The 17,526-nt window shown below is 47.0% G+C and carries 12 protein-coding genes and 1 tRNA gene; all 13 read left to right on the top strand.

The annotated features are described in order from the left end of the window. Nucleotides 1-210: 210 nt before the first annotated feature. The 13 genes from C7460_RS02855 (at nt 211) to C7460_RS02795 (ending at nt 17,504) form a co-directional block, all read left to right on the top strand. Nucleotides 211-284: transfer RNA gene (locus C7460_RS02855), tRNA-Thr, on the top strand. A 266-nt stretch (nt 285-550) separates the two neighbouring features. Further along, nucleotides 551-868, top strand: coding sequence for a hypothetical protein (locus tag C7460_RS02850; protein ID WP_147302836.1), 318 nt, complete (start codon nt 551-553; stop codon nt 866-868). A 145-nt stretch (nt 869-1,013) separates the two neighbouring features. Next, nucleotides 1,014-2,687 (top strand): alpha-L-arabinofuranosidase C-terminal domain-containing protein, encoded by a 1,674-nt coding sequence (locus tag C7460_RS02845; RefSeq protein ID WP_115866569.1) that lies wholly within the window; start codon nt 1,014-1,016, stop codon nt 2,685-2,687. 143 nt (nt 2,688-2,830) lie between these two features. After that, entirely contained in the window at nt 2,831-3,484 is a 654-nt protein-coding gene (locus C7460_RS02840) for an RNA polymerase sigma factor (protein WP_115866568.1), read from the top strand. 144 nt (nt 3,485-3,628) lie between these two features. Continuing rightward, nucleotides 3,629-4,657, top strand: coding sequence for a FecR family protein (locus C7460_RS02835; protein ID WP_115866567.1), 1,029 nt, complete (start codon nt 3,629-3,631; stop codon nt 4,655-4,657). 156 nt (nt 4,658-4,813) lie between these two features. Then, entirely contained in the window at nt 4,814-8,269 is a 3,456-nt protein-coding gene (locus tag C7460_RS02830; RefSeq protein ID WP_115866566.1) for a SusC/RagA family TonB-linked outer membrane protein, read from the top strand. A gap of 125 nt (nt 8,270-8,394) precedes the next feature. Then, the gene (locus C7460_RS02825; protein ID WP_115866565.1) at nt 8,395-9,780 is read left to right on the top strand and encodes a SusD/RagB family nutrient-binding outer membrane lipoprotein; all 1,386 of its coding nucleotides are present in this window, start codon (nt 8,395-8,397) and stop codon (nt 9,778-9,780) included. An 84-nt stretch (nt 9,781-9,864) separates the two neighbouring features. Continuing rightward, entirely contained in the window at nt 9,865-10,623 is a 759-nt protein-coding gene (locus C7460_RS02820; RefSeq protein ID WP_115866564.1) for a phytanoyl-CoA dioxygenase family protein, read from the top strand. A 35-nt stretch (nt 10,624-10,658) separates the two neighbouring features. Then, entirely contained in the window at nt 10,659-11,501 is an 843-nt protein-coding gene (locus C7460_RS02815) for a sugar phosphate isomerase/epimerase family protein (RefSeq protein WP_147302835.1), read from the top strand. Between the two features lie 57 nt (nt 11,502-11,558). Next, nucleotides 11,559-13,163, top strand: a complete 1,605-nt coding sequence (locus tag C7460_RS02810) for a BNR-4 repeat-containing protein (RefSeq protein ID WP_221409433.1) — start codon at nt 11,559-11,561, stop codon at nt 13,161-13,163. Beyond that, the gene (locus C7460_RS02805) at nt 13,153-13,917 is read left to right on the top strand and encodes an SDR family NAD(P)-dependent oxidoreductase (protein ID WP_115866562.1); all 765 of its coding nucleotides are present in this window, start codon (nt 13,153-13,155) and stop codon (nt 13,915-13,917) included. The genes C7460_RS02810 and C7460_RS02805 overlap by 11 nt, the downstream gene beginning before the upstream one ends. Then, entirely contained in the window at nt 13,902-15,194 is a 1,293-nt protein-coding gene (locus C7460_RS02800) for a glycoside hydrolase family 88/105 protein (protein ID WP_115866561.1), read from the top strand. The genes C7460_RS02805 and C7460_RS02800 overlap by 16 nt, the downstream gene beginning before the upstream one ends. A 138-nt stretch (nt 15,195-15,332) precedes the next feature. Then, complete coding sequence (locus C7460_RS02795; RefSeq protein ID WP_115866560.1) at nt 15,333-17,504, top strand: sodium:solute symporter family protein; 2,172 nt, start codon at nt 15,333-15,335, stop codon at nt 17,502-17,504. Nucleotides 17,505-17,526: the final 22 nt, after the last annotated feature.

Here is a 17,526-nt window from a genome sequence, read left to right as displayed (position 1 = left end):
TTTCTTGAGTGTCTTTGCATTTTTGAAATGTAAGATTACATTTGCACTCGCTTTTACACAGAGCAACAATGACACAGCGATGGTTTATCGCTTGTTAGGCCTCCATACCTGCCTTGCCGGCAGGCAGGGCTCAGCAGCTGAGCGGTGATACGCACAGCGATTTCTTAACGAAGAAAATGCTGAATCCTGAAAGCGGAAAATATAATTGAAGCCTCCATAGCTCAGCTGGCCAGAGCAACTGACTTGTAATCAGTAGGTCGTTGGTTCGAATCCGACTGGGGGCTCATAAGGAAAACACTTCTAAGCAATTGGGAGTGTTTTTTTGTTTTAAGGCGTTTGCCGAACCAACGACCAGTCGTTTGGTTCTGCCGCAGGCATTCCTGTGGAAGAATCCGACTGGGGGCTCATAAGGAAAACACTTCTAAGCAATTGGGAGTGTTTTTTTGTTTTAAGGCGTTTACCGAACCAACGACCAGTCGTTTGGTTCTGCCGCAGGCATTCCTGTGGAAGAATCCGACTGGGGGCTCATAAGGGAAACACTTCTAAGAAATTGGGAGTGTTTTTTTTGTTTAAGACGATTACCGAACCAACGACCATCGTTGGTTCTGCCACGGGCATTCCTGCGGAAGAATCCGACTGGGGGCTCATTAAGGAAACACTTCTAAGCAATTGGGAGTGTTTTTTTTATTTTAAGGCGTTTACCGAACCAAACGACCGGTCGTTTGGTTCTGCCGCAGGCATTCCTACGGAAGAATCCGACTGGGGGCTCATAAGGGAAACACTTCTAAGCAATTGGGAGTGTTTTTTGTTTTACGGCGTTTACCGAACCAACGACCATCGTTGGTTTTTCCGTGAATTAGACCAATAGCATTACTGTCAGCGTCCGACAGTTGTGCGATCAATTCTTGCCCTTTCTACTTCTGTAACGACAATCCACACCCTATAAGCTAGGATAGCATACTATTTATTTTAGCGTATCATCACATTTTTATGCTAAATATCACTTCATACCTATGACGATAAAAGGAAGTTTCCTCCATATAGTGTCCTGTTTTTTGCTGCTAGTTTGCCTGCTGACGGTCACCACTTTGCCAGCACAAGTGCAATTAACGATTACTGATGAGCCAGTGGGAACGCTCGACGACCGGGTGTTTGGTCATTTTTTTGAAAAATGCAATTGGTCAGGGGAGTCTGGTGCAGACCTGGCGTGGGATGTGAAAGCCAATACCTTTCGGAGTGATGTAGTAGACTTAATGGACTCCCTGAAGGTGACCATTGTGAGGTTTCCCGGCGGTACCGATGTGGATGCTTACTTTTGGACAGAGCTCATAGACAATGCTCCTGATAGAGATAGTCCGCAGCGGCCGCCCTATGACGGCCGCAATGGGGTGGTGGTATCCAATAATGAGCTCGGGCTTGATGAGTTTCTGGAGCTTTCTGAGCAATTAGACTTTGAGCCCCTTTTGGTTACCAACCTAAAACTTGCGCTATTTGATAGTGTTTCTATCATGCAAGGTGCTGAATATGCTGCTGCCCTGTTGGCTTACTGCAATGGCCAGCTCTCTGACCATCTGCCTCCAAAATATGAACAATATGTTCTTTTGCGAATGAAAAATGGCAGACAAGCACCTTACAACGTCCGCTATTTTCAGATTGGGAATGAACTCAACTGGTTTGATGTGGACGAGGGCCTACGGTACAACCAATCACCATTGCCAGCTGATATAGAGGAAAACTATGTGAAAACAGTCACTCAATACCTTCAGGAAATGAAGCGTGTAGATCCGGGCATTGAGCTCATATTAGAAGGAAGTACACGGGGGTTTGCTGCGCCGGCACTACAGCATTTCCAAGGTCAGTTCAGCTACCTGGCGCACCACATCTACCACCCGTGGGAGATGAGGGCTTTTTACAATGCTGAGGGTGAGGAGGTAGCACTATCGCAAGAGGAACTTTATTATGCCTGGATCGCATTGCCGGGAATCAATCCCTCCACCGGATTTTCGGAAATCATCAATACGGATTTTGAGTATTTGAAAGAGGCCGGCGTGCAAGTCGCCATTACCGAATGGAATTGGAATGGATGGTTAGCATTAAAAAACAATCAGGTGCAGGAGGAGCAGTTGGTAGAGTCCCTCCATGCCAAAGGCCTTGGGGCCGCTGGGTTTTTACATGCTTTTATGCGTGCAAGCGATCACATCAAAATCGCTAATCAATCGATGCTCGTGGGCAACAGCTGGGACATCAACAGCATCCGCATCGATGATGCCACAAAGGAGCCCGAGTTGTTCCCATCAGGTATGGTGACGGGGCTTTACTCCCGGTATCACGGAAATGTGGTACTGAAAAGTGAGTTGTCAAACAATCAATTTTACACGCAACCATACAAGGTAAGCGGTGTTTTGCCTGCAGAGCGGGTGGCTCTTGTAGATTTGATAGTCACGGCAGATGACAAGCAGGTATACATTCATGCCATCAACCGGCATTTTGACAAAAAGATTGCATTGGCAATCCAATTTGACGCGATGGACCTTGGCAATTCGTATACTCACCATTCCATTAGCGGGGATGCCTCCCAAAGGAAAAGTACGCTATGGGGCAGTGCTGTTGGTCAGTTAGACGCAGGCCAGCAAGTCACGCTCTTACCTCAATCTGTAAACGTACTGGTTTTTGATCGAGAGAAGTAAAAATAGCACGACTTCAGCATTCAATCGGTTAGGCAACATTTGGTTATTGGGTTGAAATTCAGCAAATTGGTGAAAGTCCTACCTAAACCCGAGTGAAATATTCTGGCTTTTTAGCCCGAATATGGCTCCCAAATGTTGTTCAGATGAAAGTTTCTTCCTTATACGACTATTCTGAATCGTCACATCTCGTGAATGGCGAAAAGATTCCAATTAAAGATGAGTCTGTTATTTGGAAAAAGTTTTTGCATGGAGATGAAGAAAGCCTGATTTACATCTATCATCATTATGCCAATCATCTCTATAATTATGGGTGCCAGCTCGTAAGGCAAAAGGAATTAGTCACTGACACCATTCAAGAGCTATTTTTTGATCTTATTGATCGGCGAGATCGACTGTCGGAAGTAAAATCGATCAAAGGATATTTATTCGTTTCCTTACGCAGGCGATTGCTTCGGCAGGCAAAGCGTGAGGAGCGCATGTGGCTGCAGGGCGAGCATGAAGAAATGTTCGAAATCAGCCTTGCCGGTTTAGCCATGGCATCTACCAGCGAAGACCGGTCTGAAGACTATGCCTTACTCGAAAAGCACCTCAACGAGCTGCCTGTTCAGCAAAAGGAAGCCTTGTTACTTTATTTTTACGAAGGCCTCAGCTATGCAGAAATAGCTGAAATCATGGATATCAAAGTGAAATCTGCACGGGCCCTTACCTACCGGGCGTTAGAATCTCTTCAGAAGCGATTAGCCCCATTCAAAGACACACTTGTTTTACTCTTGTTGCTGAGATCAGCGTCACTTTAAATTGTAAAATTGATCAAATGCAAAGCTTATTTGCTGTGTTTTTTGGTGTATTTGTAGCTTTTTGAAAAATAAATCAAAAAAAAGTAAAAATAGGTATGGTCATTTCGGGGAGTGCTGTCTCTATAGCACCAAATACCCGGTACTATGACAAACGCTTCAAACGATACCTTTCTTGATTTGCTCCAAAATGAGCACTTTATCAAGTGGGTGACCCAGCCCAGCCCAGAGTCCGATCACTATTGGGCACGTTGGATAGAGCAGGATCCAGGCAGGGGAAGGATTGTAGCTAAAGCCAAAAATGTTATTCAGGCCACCAGCTATAAGCACCAGTACCAAATGCCGGAGGAAACTTATGGCACATTGCTCACCAGCGTGGTGGCTCACCATCGCCATAAGCACACCAACCCAGGGAAGGAAGCGAATACCAAAAAAGTATGGCTCGCTGCTGCTGCGGCACTGGCTATTTTGGTATGTGCCACTCTCGTACTCGTTTACGTTTTGCCGACGAGAAATTCTGATATAGCCCAACTTCAGCGCCAACACGTGGTAAAGGAAACGCTTAAAGGCCAAAAGTTAAGAGTAAAACTACCAGATGGTACACGGGTGATCCTGAATGCAGAAAGCAAGCTGACATATGAGCAGCCATTTGGGGCAAAACGAAATGTTTTTCTTACAGGGGAGGCGTTTTTTGATGTGACCAGAGACGAACAAAAGCCTTTTCTGGTCCATGCATCCAATATCACCACACGGGTGTTGGGTACCTCATTCAACGTAAGAAGTTATCCAGAAGAGGTAGTAGAATCTGTAGCGGTGGTGACCGGAAAAGTGGAGGTTAGTGGAGGCGCTGGAAGCGCTGCTACGCTCTTACCTGCCCAGCAAGCCATTCTACGCGCACCTGAAAGCGCCATAAAGGTTGCTAACTTTCATTATGATCAGGTGATTGGTTGGAAAGATGGGTTGATGGTATTTAACAATACACCAATAGCTGAGGTATTTGAAAGATTAGAGCAATGGTATGGGGTAAGTTTTGAACTACCGAACGGAATGCCAGAAGGGGCATATACAGGCCGCTACCAAAATGCATCACTTGAAAAAATACTACAAGGTGTGGGCGTGACTTCACGCTTTGCTTATAAGATAGAAGATAAACGTGTAATTATAACCAAAAACTGATGGAAGAGATGATGACCCCAGATACCGGATAGCCCGGAACAAATGATGCCGGAAAACCGGCACCAGATGTATGTGTATTGCATTTCAAAGTTTGGCGACCCAAAATCCAATACACGCATTTAGCCAACCTTATTGTTAACTAAACATGTAAAATTAATGAAAAATTATGTACTGAATGACCTAATCAGGATGTCAAGGTTTGTACTCATACTCATGATAATCCAGACTGTTTCGGCAAGTCTGCTCCTGGCGTCTGAGACCAAAGCTCAGGGAAAGAGCCTTTACGAAATAGAATTGTCTGTTTCGGTGAAAGAAGCCACTGTGCTTGAAGTATTGGGCATCTTAGAGGAAAAAACTCCTTTTCATTTTTCCTTTAACAATGACCTGATAGATACTCAAAAAAGTTTGAGTTTGCATGCCAAAAAGCGCCCGCTAGGCAAAGTGCTGGAAGAAATTTCTGTGAAAACTTCCTTGCGCTTTAAGCGAGTAGATGACAATATTCACATCTATCCTAAAGATGATTCTCATGAAACCGTAGAGGAAGGCATTTCACCAGATACTGAAGTGTCTGGCACAGTGCATGATGCAGACGGTGAACCTTTGCCAGGTGCTACGGTACTCGAAAAAGGTACCACTAATGGCACCATTACTGATCTGGAAGGGAAATTTCAGCTTAGTGTATCAGGTCCGGAGGCAGTCATCGTGATTTCATTTGTAGGGTTTAACCCTCAGGAGGTAGCCTTAGCAGGTCGCTCTGAGGTTTCCGTCACACTGTATGCTGACCTTTCGTCTCTGGAAGAGGTTGTTGTAACTGCATTTGGAATTGAAAAAGACGCCAAAACACTGACCTACTCATCACAGAATATAGACTCTGAGACAATTACTAAAGGCGCTCAGCCAAACTTGGTAAATTCGTTGCAGGGAAAAATCGCTGGTGTTAGTGTAAATCAGGGTAGTGGGCAGCCTGGAGGGGGGCTCAATAATGTGCTCATCCGGGGGCAGAATAGCTTTGGTGGTAGTAACAAGCCCTTATTTATCATAGATGGTGCTCGTGGTGATGCAGATAATTTGGACCCATCTCAAATCGAATCGATCAATGTACTAAAAGGAGGAGCTGCTGCTGCTCTCTATGGTGTGGCAGCGAATAATGGAGTGATCGTGGTGACGACCAAACGCGGTAAAGGAGCGGATATCGGGTCCACAAAAATTACTTTCAATACCAATTATACGGTTGATCGGATAGCGGTTACACCAGACTTTCAGAAAACGTATGCTCAGGGCAGTAATGGGGCATTTTCTCAAACCAGTGGTCTCAACTATGGTCCGCGAATGGATACCCTGGGCGCTTATACGCTAGATCATGTGGGAGGCGAGGTTCAGCCCCAATTTTATGATGCTTATGAAGCTTTCTTTAGAAATGGGCACACGCTAAACACCAGTGTAAATTTGGAACAACGGGGCCAATCCAGCAATGTCAATATTGGGTTTGCCTACACCAATCAAGACGGTATTGTACCGAATACCTACATGAAGCGGTATAACCTAAATGTTTCTGGTGATTTGTATCTCACGGATAAGTTGACAGTAGGAACACTGGTATCACTCATTCATCGCGAGGTAAGAAGTATAGATCAAGGGCCGGCAAGCGACACCAATCCTTTGGCGTTGATTAATTCCAAACCTGCCTCTTACGATCTTGGAGGTATTTCACAGCATATGCTTGGGGAGCCATATAGCCCTACAGGGTGGAGAAACTTTCCAAATAACATTTGGATGGCCAATAACCGTTATAATGATAATACGCAGATCAATGTCCTCGGTAATGCCTATTTGCGATATGATTTTGCTGAGTGGCTGGACTTTCAAGTAAGGTTCGGTTTCAACTCAGCCGCCGACAATGGAGTTATTGTTCGAGAGAAATATAATTTGCACTATGGAGTCAATACGCTGACTAACAATGGTTACATATCAGAGTTTAACAGCAACCAGATTCAATACAACTCTTTTGCCGGATTAACATTTAAGAAACAGCTTTTTACGGGATTCAACGCTCGCATTATGGTAGGTAATGAATTTATCCATGATGACGGAATCAACCAATTCACGGCTCTAAATGGAGGAATGCTGGTGGCTGGATTGCACAAAGCAAGCAACACCGATGGTGACGTGATAGGTAGGGCCACCACCCATGACGGTCGCCGTAGAAACGTAGGCTTTCTTGCCAATGCGGATTTCAATTATAATGACGCTTTTTTCCTAAATGGAGCCATTCGCTCTGATTACTTATCGAATATGCCAGAAGGAAACCGTACGTTTAATTATGGCAATATTGGGGCAGGTGTGGTATTTACGGAAGTGCTAGATCTCAATGAAAGTATTTTAAATTTCGGTAAGATCGCTTTGAATTACTCTGAAGTGGGACAACAGCCATCCAATACCTTCATACAGCAGGCCACCTTTAATCCTGTGGTGTCCTTTAATGGAAACTGGCACAGTGTATTACCTTCCAGACCTACGGCTTCCAATTCTGGTCAACGAATTGTCGCATCAGATTTACGCCCAGTTAATACAAAAGGAATGGAATATAATCTGGCCCTTGGTTTCCTAAATGATCGAATCAATTTTAATTACACCTATTTTGATACACGAACCGAAGATCAGATCATTGAGCGACAGCTACCTGCTTCTACTACTGCGTCCTCCATTTTAGAAAATGCCGCTACCGTAGAAAGTAATGGACATGAAATTTCGTTGACAGTAGCTCCGATAGTGACTAATGGTTTTCGCTGGGATTTGACCACCAATTTTACTTCCTATAACAATGTAGTTACTGAAATCACCTCAGAAGGAGTAGAAACGGATGATGAAACAGGTGTGAAGAGGCTCGCTTACAATGAATCTGGTTTTAATGGAATGTCGCTGGTAGTGGAAGAAGGCAGGCGGTTTCCAGCGCTCAGAGGTCGAGTCTACGCACGAGATGATCAAGGCCGTATCATCGTAGATAGCTCCACTGGGATACCTCTCACTTCCATAACCCCACAAACTTATGCAGAGGCGCCTATTGATTTTGAAATGTCATTTATCAATCGGTTTACTTACAAGTTTGTGTCGCTTTCCGCTCAGATTGACTGGAGAAAAGGTGGAAATCAATTTTCAGGACCAAATCGATTAGGAGGACGTTTAGGAACATTTGCTTTTACTGAAGATCGAGAAACGGAAGTAGTGATAGATGGGGTCAAAGGCAGTGTCGTAGATGGGGAGATTGTATCTACCGGCGAGGCTAACGATATAGCGATCGTTAAAGGTCAGGCATATTTTGATGCCCCCTGGAGAGGTGGCGTAGATGGCAACAATGAGTTTTACACTTATGAGACGTCTTTTGTGCGATTACGTGAACTGCGGTTGGATTTTGACCTTACGAAGGTGGTTGATGTACCGCTGTTTTCGGGTATTTCGGCATACATCGTGGGGAGAAACTTGCTACTCATCACGGACTACCCGAATTCAGATCCGGAAAACCTGAGACAGACCGAAGGCGAGACATTCGGTATCGAGTACAGTACTTATCCGGTGACCAAGAGCTTTGGTGGAGGCTTAAAGCTTGTTTTTTAACCAACTAAATGTAAATGCCTGAAGTAATGAGTTCAATCATTCGACATCATGATCACCTGAAGGATGAATGTTTGGCTCATGACTTCAATGTCTTACTTCGGCACGCATTATAAAATATTAACGACATGAATTCGATCAATAAAAATATCATCAAATCCATTCTGATACTTAGTATGAGCACTTTTGGATGGAGCTGTAGTGATGAAGTGCTCAATGAAATAGATACGGATCCAAACGCACTCAACCCGCAGCAGGTCCTGCCGGTCAATGTATGGGTCGCTGCATCCGAGCGCCTGGTGACCAATGTTATGGGTAATACTTCAGCTGTGGCAGCCGCTACATTTTCGGAGCTACTGTCAAACTCCACCAACAATGGTTATCGAGCAGACTTTACAGCTACTCCTACATGGGTACAGATGTACTATACACTCAATGATTTTGAGCAAATCATCACCCGTGCTGAAGCGAATGAAAGTTGGAATTTTGCAGGGTGTGCAAAGGTGCTGAAAGCCTATACTCTGGCAGTCGCAACTGATTTGTTTGGAGATATCCCTTATTCTGAAACGGGTAAGCCTACTCAGATTCAAAACCCTAAAGTTGATACCCAGGAAGCAATTTATGCAGAAGTATTGGCTTTGCTAGAAGGTGGAATTGCAGATTTAGGAAAAGGTGCTGAGGATGATTTTGCTGGTGTAGATCAGTTTTATGGAGGAAATATTGGACTTTGGCTCAAAACTGCTTACGGACTGAAGGCACGATACTTAAATCGGCTGAGTAATAGAAGCGATCATGATGATCAGATCATTGCCGCGCTGGCGTCAGCTTATCAGAGCAATGATGACAATTTGGTCTTTTCAGGTTACAGCGAAAATAACCGAAATCCAATCGGCAATCTAAATGCGGACCTGGTAGTTCATAGTACATTTGTGAACACGCTTCTCCAATTTGAAAACGGTGATAGTGTTACCGATCCACGTGCCGAAATATGGATGACACTTCATGATAATACCTATAAAGGCGCTATAGGTTTTGCAGAGTCTGGGGGGCTTTACAATGACTTTTCGGCTCCAAAAGCACCCTTCTTTGGGCCAGCTGCTCCTATGCCGCTGTTAACTTTTAGTGAGTTGAAATTTATAGAGGCTGAGACACTGCTCCGACAGGGCAATACCGTAGCGTCCAATGATGCCTATGAAGCTGCTGTTACCGCGTCTATGAACTCATTTGGGGTAGACGCAGCAGCTATTGCCACCTTTGCAGCTGCTTCGGAAGTTTTTCCTGGTGCGAGCGCCTTAGCATTAGAGGATATCATGAGACAAAAGTTTTTGTCATTCTTTGTGTATCAAGGCATAGAAGCCTACAATGATATTCGGCGAACGGGTATACCTGCAAATCAGGAAGAACAACCTGTAAAGTTCCCATTGCCTAATAGCGAGGCGGATATCAATAGCAATTTAGAAGGGCAAACATTTACAAGCCTAACGAATGCAGATAAAGTTTGGTGGGCAAAATAGCTCATACCGCGGGTGACAAGAGCTAGTTTTTGTCACCCACGATATCCCAAATCCAAAATTCATTTAATCACAAAATTTCAACGGATGAACTCTTCTAGTTTTTCTGCCTACACCTGTAGTGCTGATGATTTGAAGCACTATCAGGAGCATGGATATGTCGTGCTCAGAACTGTGTTTTCTTCAACTCTGGCTCAGGATATTAAATCAGACATTGATCATATCATGTCTGTCATCGGGCTGGGGCATACAAAACTGCGGCAAACGCAGCAGTACCTCAAAGGCTCCACATTGGATGCTTACATCAATAGCCAACTCCTAAAAAGCATTGCTAGTCAACTGATGGGAGGTGAGGCTACGATGTATTTACCTTTCTCGGCCGTGAAAAGCGGTGGAGGAGGAGGTAAGTTTCATTTTCATCAGGACAATCAATACACAACTTTCGAAGGACCAGGCATCAATATATGGGCCCCTTTTGTCACTACCTCTGAGAAAAACGGTGCTTTGCAGGTGGTTCCCGGATCGCACAAAATGGGAGACTTGCAAGCGGTAAATGCAGGTGAAGGTGATCATCACCTTACACTCGATTTTGAGCCTGAAGACTTCCAGGTGCTCGACATGGAGCCAGGAGATGTGGTCGCATTTGACAGATTGACAGTGCATGGTAGCGGTCCAAACGATACGAACGACAATCGAGTGGCCTATGCGGTACAATTTCATCGCAATGATGTAATAGCTGAGGTAAATGGCCAGCGTGTGAAACTATTGGATCATCCCAGATGGACAGACATCCATGGAGTGACTCAGATCCAGGCAGATGAGGTGAGTGGGCGAGATGGCCATTAAGAGTTAAATGATCAGTGTCGATAAAAACCAGTGAAATGAATTTTTACGCTACAGTATGGGGATTTCATGATCGAAAGCCAGAGTCTTTTTTACGCCTGGTGAAAGAAAGCGGCTATAAGGGTATAGAAACTTCAGTGCCAACATGGAGTAAGTTAAATATTGAGTTACGACAACTTCTCGATTACTATGAGTTGCAGCTGGTGGCTCAGGTGGCCATACCCTGGAATGCCCCCTCTATGCATTTCGATGAATACAAATCGCTTTATCAGCGTAAACTTGCTGAATTGGAAGAGTTGATGCCCATATTCGTCAACGCTCAAACAGGGAAGGATTACTTCACTTTCGACCAAAACTGTGAGTTGCTGGAAATGGCAGCAGAATGGTCTGAGCGCTCAGGAATAACACTCGTGCACGAGACTCATAGGGGCAAGTTTTCATTCGCGCCGTTTGCAACTCAACCTTATTTGGAGAAGTACCCCGAGTTGCGTTTGGCGGGTGACTTTTCGCACTGGGCGTGCGTCTGTGAGTCATGGCTACACGACCAGTCGGAAGCACTGAAGCTGGCATTTTCACGCACCGATCATCTGCATTTGCGGGTAGGCCACCGGCATGGTCCTCAGGTAGTGGATCCTTTCTTACCCGAAAACGAGGAAGCCCTACGCGTACACATGGAATGGTGGAGTCAGGTTCTACACCTCAAGGGACAAAACCTTACCCTCACCCCGGAGTTTGGGCCAGCACCATACATGGCACAAGTGCCTTTTACAGGGCAGCCGTTGGCTGATCAATGGGAGCTCAATTTGAAGATGAAAGAGGCGGTAAGTATGCTGCCTCTCTCCGACTTGAAACGGACTAATTCAGAAAAAACCTTACAGTGAATAAAGAAGCCTTTATCAGCTAAGAAATAGAAAAAGATACATTCGAAGCACTTAAAAATGAACTGGAAAACAACTTTTAGACTGCTCCCAATTTTAATGCTGGTGGCAGGAGCATGTAGCAAGGTCCGGCGACCAATGCAATTGCCTGACCCGCACACCTTCACCTATGAGGGCAATGCCATCGAAGGGCTGGAGACCGATACGCGTACGGATCCCGGTACCATTACGGCCAATGTCAAAGACACAGGATATCGGGGTATCTGGGATCATAACCAACCGCTCGATAACGAGTACAAATACAAGTACAGTGGAGGACTGGCTACCTATACAGCCAAGCATCGCCCACTTGCCATCTACAGTCCTGAGGCCCAAAAGACATTTTTCACTTACGGAGGAGCAGCACCCTCAAACAATGAACGCCTCTGGCACATGGTTTCCTACTTTGACCACAAAACGGGTACCGTTCCACGCCCTACCATCTTGCTGGACAAGCTGACAGGCGATGCACATGACAACCCGGTCATCTCGATAGATGATGACGGCTATATCTGGATATTTAGTACAGCGCATGGCAGCTGGCGACCGGCGTATATCCACAAAAGCAAGAAACCTTACTCCATCGATTCGTTCGAGCTGATTCGTCCGGTAAAAATGGAAAATGGGCAAGAAGTACCGATGGATAACTTTTCCTATTTTCAGCCATGGCATCTAAAATACCGAGGGTTTTTGGCCTTCTTCAGCAGCTATTCGGATGCAGGCGGCACCATTGTGGGACCACATGGCAACCCCGCACAGCGTACGTTAGTCTTTGCGACAAGCAAAAACGGAAGCGCATGGTCTGAGTGGCAGACCATCGGAGCCATAGGAGAAGGACACTACCCCATCAGTACACAAAACGGAGAAAAGGCCGGGGTGGCGTTTAACTACCACCCACGGAAGAAACTACCTGAGCAGGGACTCAACTACCGCACCAACCTCTACTATATGGAGACAGATGATTTTGGCAATAGCTGGAAAACAGTGGGAGGTCAGCCATTAGAAACGCCACTAACAGACGTCAACAGCCCGGCGCTGGTCAAGGCCTACGAAGCGGATAGTTTGCTGGTCTACATGAAAGACATGGTGTACGATGCAGCTGGTAATCCTGCAATCCTGTACCTCACCAGTAGAGGCTATGAGTCAGGTCCTGACAATGATCCCCGTACCTGGCGGCTGGCCAAATGGAATGGTGAGAAGTGGCTGCACTCGCAGATCACTACTTCAGACCACAACTACGACATGGGCTCCATCTACACCGAACGCGAGGACCGATGGGTGGTGATGGCACCGACACTTAAGGGCGCACAGGCATACAATCCGGGAGGAGAAGTAGGCATGTATGTGAGTACCGACCAGGGCGAGTCCTGGCAGCTCGAACGAGCGCTCACATCGGGCAGTGCATACAACCACACGTATGTCCGCAAACCATTGAATGCGCATCCAGACTTTTATGCCTTTTGGGCAGATGGCCATGCGCGGGAAGTATCAAAAAGCAGGCTTTACTATGCCGACAAACAAGGCAGTGTATATGGCCTGCCGGAGTATATGGAAGATGATGAGGCCAAACCTCAGAAATTGTTGGAAGACCCACTAGACCAAACCCCGATTGCAAATGAAAACTAATCCATTCGATCTGAGCGGTCAATTGGCAGTAGTGACCGGCTGCAAGCGAGGAATAGGTAAGGCTATGGCCCTTGCCCTGGCAGAAGCAGGCGCAGATATCATTGGGGTCTCGGCCACTTTGCAGCCTGATGATGAGGTGGCTCGGCAAGTGTGCGCACTGGGCAGGCGATTTGATGCTTACAGCTGTGATTTTAATGAACGGGCAGGTCTACAACAGTTCATAGCACAACTGCGAGCAGCTCACGATACACCGCATATTTTGCTCAACAATGCGGGCACTATCCGGCGTGCTGCAGCAGCAGACCATCCAGATGCCTACTGGGGCGAGGTGATCGATGTAAACCTCAACGCCCCATTTATCCTCGCCAGAGAAATCGGCAAGGACATGCTGGAGCGAGGAAGTGGCAAAATCATATTTACCGCATCCTTGCTCACCTTTCAGGGAGGCATCACCGTGCCCGGATATGCCGCGAGCAAGGGCGCAATCGGTCAGTTGACCAAAGCCCTGGCCAATGAATGGGCCGACAAAGGGCTGAATGTGAACGCTTTAGCACCAGGCTACATCGCCACGGATAATACCGAGGCACTGCGAAAAGACACGCTACGCAACGGCGCCATACTGGAGCGTATACCTCAGGGCAGGTGGGGACAACCGACAGACCTGGCAGGGCCGGTGGTATTCCTGTCCTCCAGAGCATCAGATTATATCAACGGAACCATCCTTACAGTAGATGGAGGATGGATGGGAAGATAAAGGGAATTATGAGCACTACACAGACAAAAGCAAAAGACAGTCATACCCGCATGGGTGAGGTTTATCACCAGATGATGGCTGAAACCAACCGGCTGGATCAGCTGCCAGACCACAGGAGTGTAAAGGCACTGCTCTTGCAGATCGCTGATCGGGTAGTGGATGCTACAAGTTTTGATTTTGAATCCAAATCAGGGGAACGAATTGCGGAGTTGTCGGCAGACATGAAAGCTGTCAAAATTCGCAGTGGCTTCAACGATTGGAAATACTGGAATGGGGTCATTCACCTGGCGTTTTTAGAACTGGCAGAGCGATTTAAGGCACCCAGTTATCAGGAGTACGTTTTGGCCAATTACGAATTTACTTTTCGTAATCAGGCGTTTTTCGAGCAGCAATATGTATCAGGCAACCACTCCGGGAGCATGCACCAGTTTTTCAGGCTGGATCGCCTGGACGACTGTGGAGCCATGGATGCCGGTCTCATCGCAGCCAGTCAGCTAAAGCATACGAAAACCTTCGAATCACGGCTGGAGCGTGTCACCCAGTACATTACCAAACAACAGGACAGACTTCCCGATGGCACCTTTAGTCGCACCTGCGAGGGCAGGCGCAGCGTGTGGGCCGATGACGCTTACATGAGCATTCCTTTTTTGGTGCGTAGGTGGCAACAAACGGGAGAGGATGCACTGCTGGAGGATGCGGTGCAAATGGCGCTCCATACCCATAAGCATCTTTTTGAGGAATCGAAAGGCCTGTACTATCACTGCTACTATCCCGATCTGGGGGTAAATGGGGTAGCCCACTGGGGGCGGGCCAATGGATGGGTGGCGATGGCTTATACAGAGTTGTTGAAGGCATTGCCCAAGACTCATCCTGATCGAGATCAGTTGCTGAGCAATTTTAACCGCCACCTAACAGGTCTGACTCGCTATCAGGATGCTGGAGGCATGTGGCATCAGCTTTTGGATAAGCAGGACAGCTTCCTGGAGTCTTCCGGGACAGCCATGTTTTGCTATGCCATGGCCGTAGCCATTCACCAGGGGTGGTTGGACAACTTATATACGCCGGTAGTGATTGCTGCCTGGCAGGGACTTACCGACCAGATCAGAGCCGATGGCACTGTAGATGGTATCAGCCTGGGCTTCAACCTGCGCACAGACTTGCCCTTCTATTACCGGATACCACCAGTCCCAGACGACCCCCATGGAATAGGTGCGGTTTTGATGGCCGGCATGGCCATGCTAGACCTGGAGCCTTTTGATCCCTGGGTTTGGAAGTAGGGGAGTATAGATATAAAATGAACGCATAAAGAAATGTCCTTTAGTTAAGCAAATTTTCAGAATAAACATCTCCCTACACCCTCTTTGAAGAGGGAGTGTAGGAGCTTAACTAAAAGACATTGAATAAAGAAAGTTTCAATGTACGGATTAGACATTACAGATATCATCGTGATTGCATGCTATTTCATTAGCATGATAGCCATTGGCATATGGTCTATGCGCCGGATCCGCGGGCAAGAGGATTACTTTATGGGCGGCAGACGGTTTGGTAAGCTCATTCAGGTTTTTGCAGCCTTTGGTCAGGCCACCTCATCAGATAGTGGTCCTTCGGTGGCCACCACCACATACAACAATGGAGCCGCAGGGGTATGGAGTGCCTTGTTGATGCTTTTTGCTACACCATTTTTTTGGTTTACAGGAGTCTGGTACAGGCGCTTGCGCATCGTTACCATGGGTGATTTTTTCAAAGAGCGATTTGGCAGCCAGTCACTGGCGGCGACCTATGCGATGATCTCCAGTGTGGGGCTCATGATCCTACTGTCGATAGGGCTGATCAGCATCACCAAAACAGTCATGGTAATGACTGCTAAAGACGCGCAAGAGCTTACCGTGGCAGAGCGTGCGGAATACGAGCAGGCTGAGCGGCTGGATGTCCTACAGTTGAGAGATTATAGCGCTTTGTCTTCCAGTGAGCGGGAGGAGTTGGACCGACTTACCGCCCTGAAACCGTCGAAAATTTTCTCACATATTAGCAAAGAAGGGCTGATTTTTTCCATCGTCATTATCGTATGCCTCTATGCCATCACAGGAGGGTTGGAAGCCGCGCTGATCAGTGACCTGATCCAGGGTATTTTCATCATCATTCTTTCTTTTATGCTGGTGCCATTTGCCTTTTCGGAGATCAACGACCGTTTCGGTGGCAGTGGTATGATGCAGGCCTTTACGCATCTGCACGAACAGCTTCCTGCTTCTTTTTTCGAGGTGTTTGGTTCGCCAAGTACGATTGATTTCACATGGTATTACATAGGAGCGGTGGCCTTTATGGCGCTGATCAACGTGTCGGCACAGGCCAATCATTTTGTGACCCCCGGAGCAGCTAGCAATGAGTACGCCGCTAGATTTGGCCTCACGTTCGGTAGCTACCTCAAGCGGTTTACCACGGTACTGTGGGGACTAACTGCACTGGCCGCTGTACTCTTGTTTGGCCAGGAGATCGCCGATCCGGACTTGCTTTGGGGCTATGCCTCTATGCAGCTGCTCGGCCCGCTAAATGTCGGGCTTGTAGGCCTGATGATAGCCGCACTCATGGCAGCTCTCATGTCTACGGCAGATATGCTGATGATCACCACCTCGGCATTGCTCACCCAGAATGTGTACCGCTCGCTGATCAGGCATCGATCGGAGCAGCACTACCTCAACGTAGGACGCGTGCTGGGTGGTGTGGTAGTGATCGGTGCGGCACTGATGAGCATATATAGTGACAGCATCCTTGGGCAGCTCAAGTTGTGGTGGGAGTTTGGCGTGATTTTCTCCAGTGCATTTTGGCTGGGCATACTGTGGCGCAAGGCCAATGCTCGGGCAGCCTGGGTAACGATCGGTGCATCATTGTCACTGTTTTTTCTCCTGCCCATAGTGCTCACCAGTATGGTTCCCTCCCTGCGCACCCATGAGGCACTGACGCTTCGCACCCGTCCGGTGGTGACCGAGCGGGTCTACACCGCCAATCAGGCAGATGTAAACCAGCGAAGCGAGCAGATAGCTCAGTGGAAGTGTCAGGGAGCGCCACCAGCAGCACTGGCAGTCGGTCAGACGTTTACAAAGACCTATCAGCTACCACGAAAGTCCATATTCTGGACATCAGGAGTGGAGCTTGCCGAGGACGGGCTGCTGCATGGACATGGGCTGCTGAGCCTGGAGTTGGTCTTGTTGCAGCGTATTGGCTTTGATTTAACAGAAAACTCATACGCGCTCAATGAAACGATTCGTGTACTGATCCGCACGCTATTTCCATTTGCATTACTGATTTTGCTCAGCTACCGATTCAGTCAATCATCAAAAGAGAAAGCCGGTCTGGATGCCTTTTTTGTAAAAATGAAAACGCCGGTACAGGAAGATCCTGAGGCCGACCAAAAAGCCATCCATTCGGCTAGCCAAAATCCAAATCAGTTTACCAGCAGGCTTATGTTTCCGAACACGGATTGGGAGATATTAAAGTGGAATAAAACCGACACGGTTGGGTTTATACTGGCTTTGCTCGTGGTGGTGGCCATTATTGGCTTCTTGTACCTGGTGGTAAATATCGGGAGCTAGCAGGATAGAGATCTAAAATTTT

The organism is Marinoscillum furvescens DSM 4134 (genome assembly GCF_003386095.1).
GTDB lineage: Bacteria > Bacteroidota > Bacteroidia > Cytophagales > Cyclobacteriaceae > Marinoscillum > Marinoscillum furvescens.
The sequence above is the reverse complement of the archived record's forward strand: the minus strand, read 5'-3'. Positions and strand labels throughout refer to the sequence as shown.

What these genes read in the sequence shown, in the direction of transcription:
- C7460_RS02805 (WP_115866562.1), top strand. Translation starts at nt 13,153, where the DNA reads ATGAAAACTAATCCATTCGATCTGAGCGGTCAATTGGCAGTAGTGACC.
- C7460_RS02835 (WP_115866567.1), top strand. Translation starts at nt 3,629, where the DNA reads ATGACAAACGCTTCAAACGATACCTTTCTTGATTTGCTCCAAAATGAG.
- C7460_RS02830 (WP_115866566.1), top strand. Translation starts at nt 4,814, where the DNA reads ATGAAAAATTATGTACTGAATGACCTAATCAGGATGTCAAGGTTTGTA.
- C7460_RS02845 (WP_115866569.1), top strand. Translation starts at nt 1,014, where the DNA reads ATGACGATAAAAGGAAGTTTCCTCCATATAGTGTCCTGTTTTTTGCTG.
- C7460_RS02820 (WP_115866564.1), top strand. Translation starts at nt 9,865, where the DNA reads ATGAACTCTTCTAGTTTTTCTGCCTACACCTGTAGTGCTGATGATTTG.
- C7460_RS02810 (WP_221409433.1), top strand. Translation starts at nt 11,559, where the DNA reads ATGAACTGGAAAACAACTTTTAGACTGCTCCCAATTTTAATGCTGGTG.
- C7460_RS02795 (WP_115866560.1), top strand. Translation starts at nt 15,333, where the DNA reads ATGTACGGATTAGACATTACAGATATCATCGTGATTGCATGCTATTTC.
- C7460_RS02825 (WP_115866565.1), top strand. Translation starts at nt 8,395, where the DNA reads ATGAATTCGATCAATAAAAATATCATCAAATCCATTCTGATACTTAGT.
- C7460_RS02815 (WP_147302835.1), top strand. Translation starts at nt 10,659, where the DNA reads ATGAATTTTTACGCTACAGTATGGGGATTTCATGATCGAAAGCCAGAG.
- C7460_RS02840 (WP_115866568.1), top strand. Translation starts at nt 2,831, where the DNA reads ATGAAAGTTTCTTCCTTATACGACTATTCTGAATCGTCACATCTCGTG.
- C7460_RS02800 (WP_115866561.1), top strand. Translation starts at nt 13,902, where the DNA reads ATGGATGGGAAGATAAAGGGAATTATGAGCACTACACAGACAAAAGCA.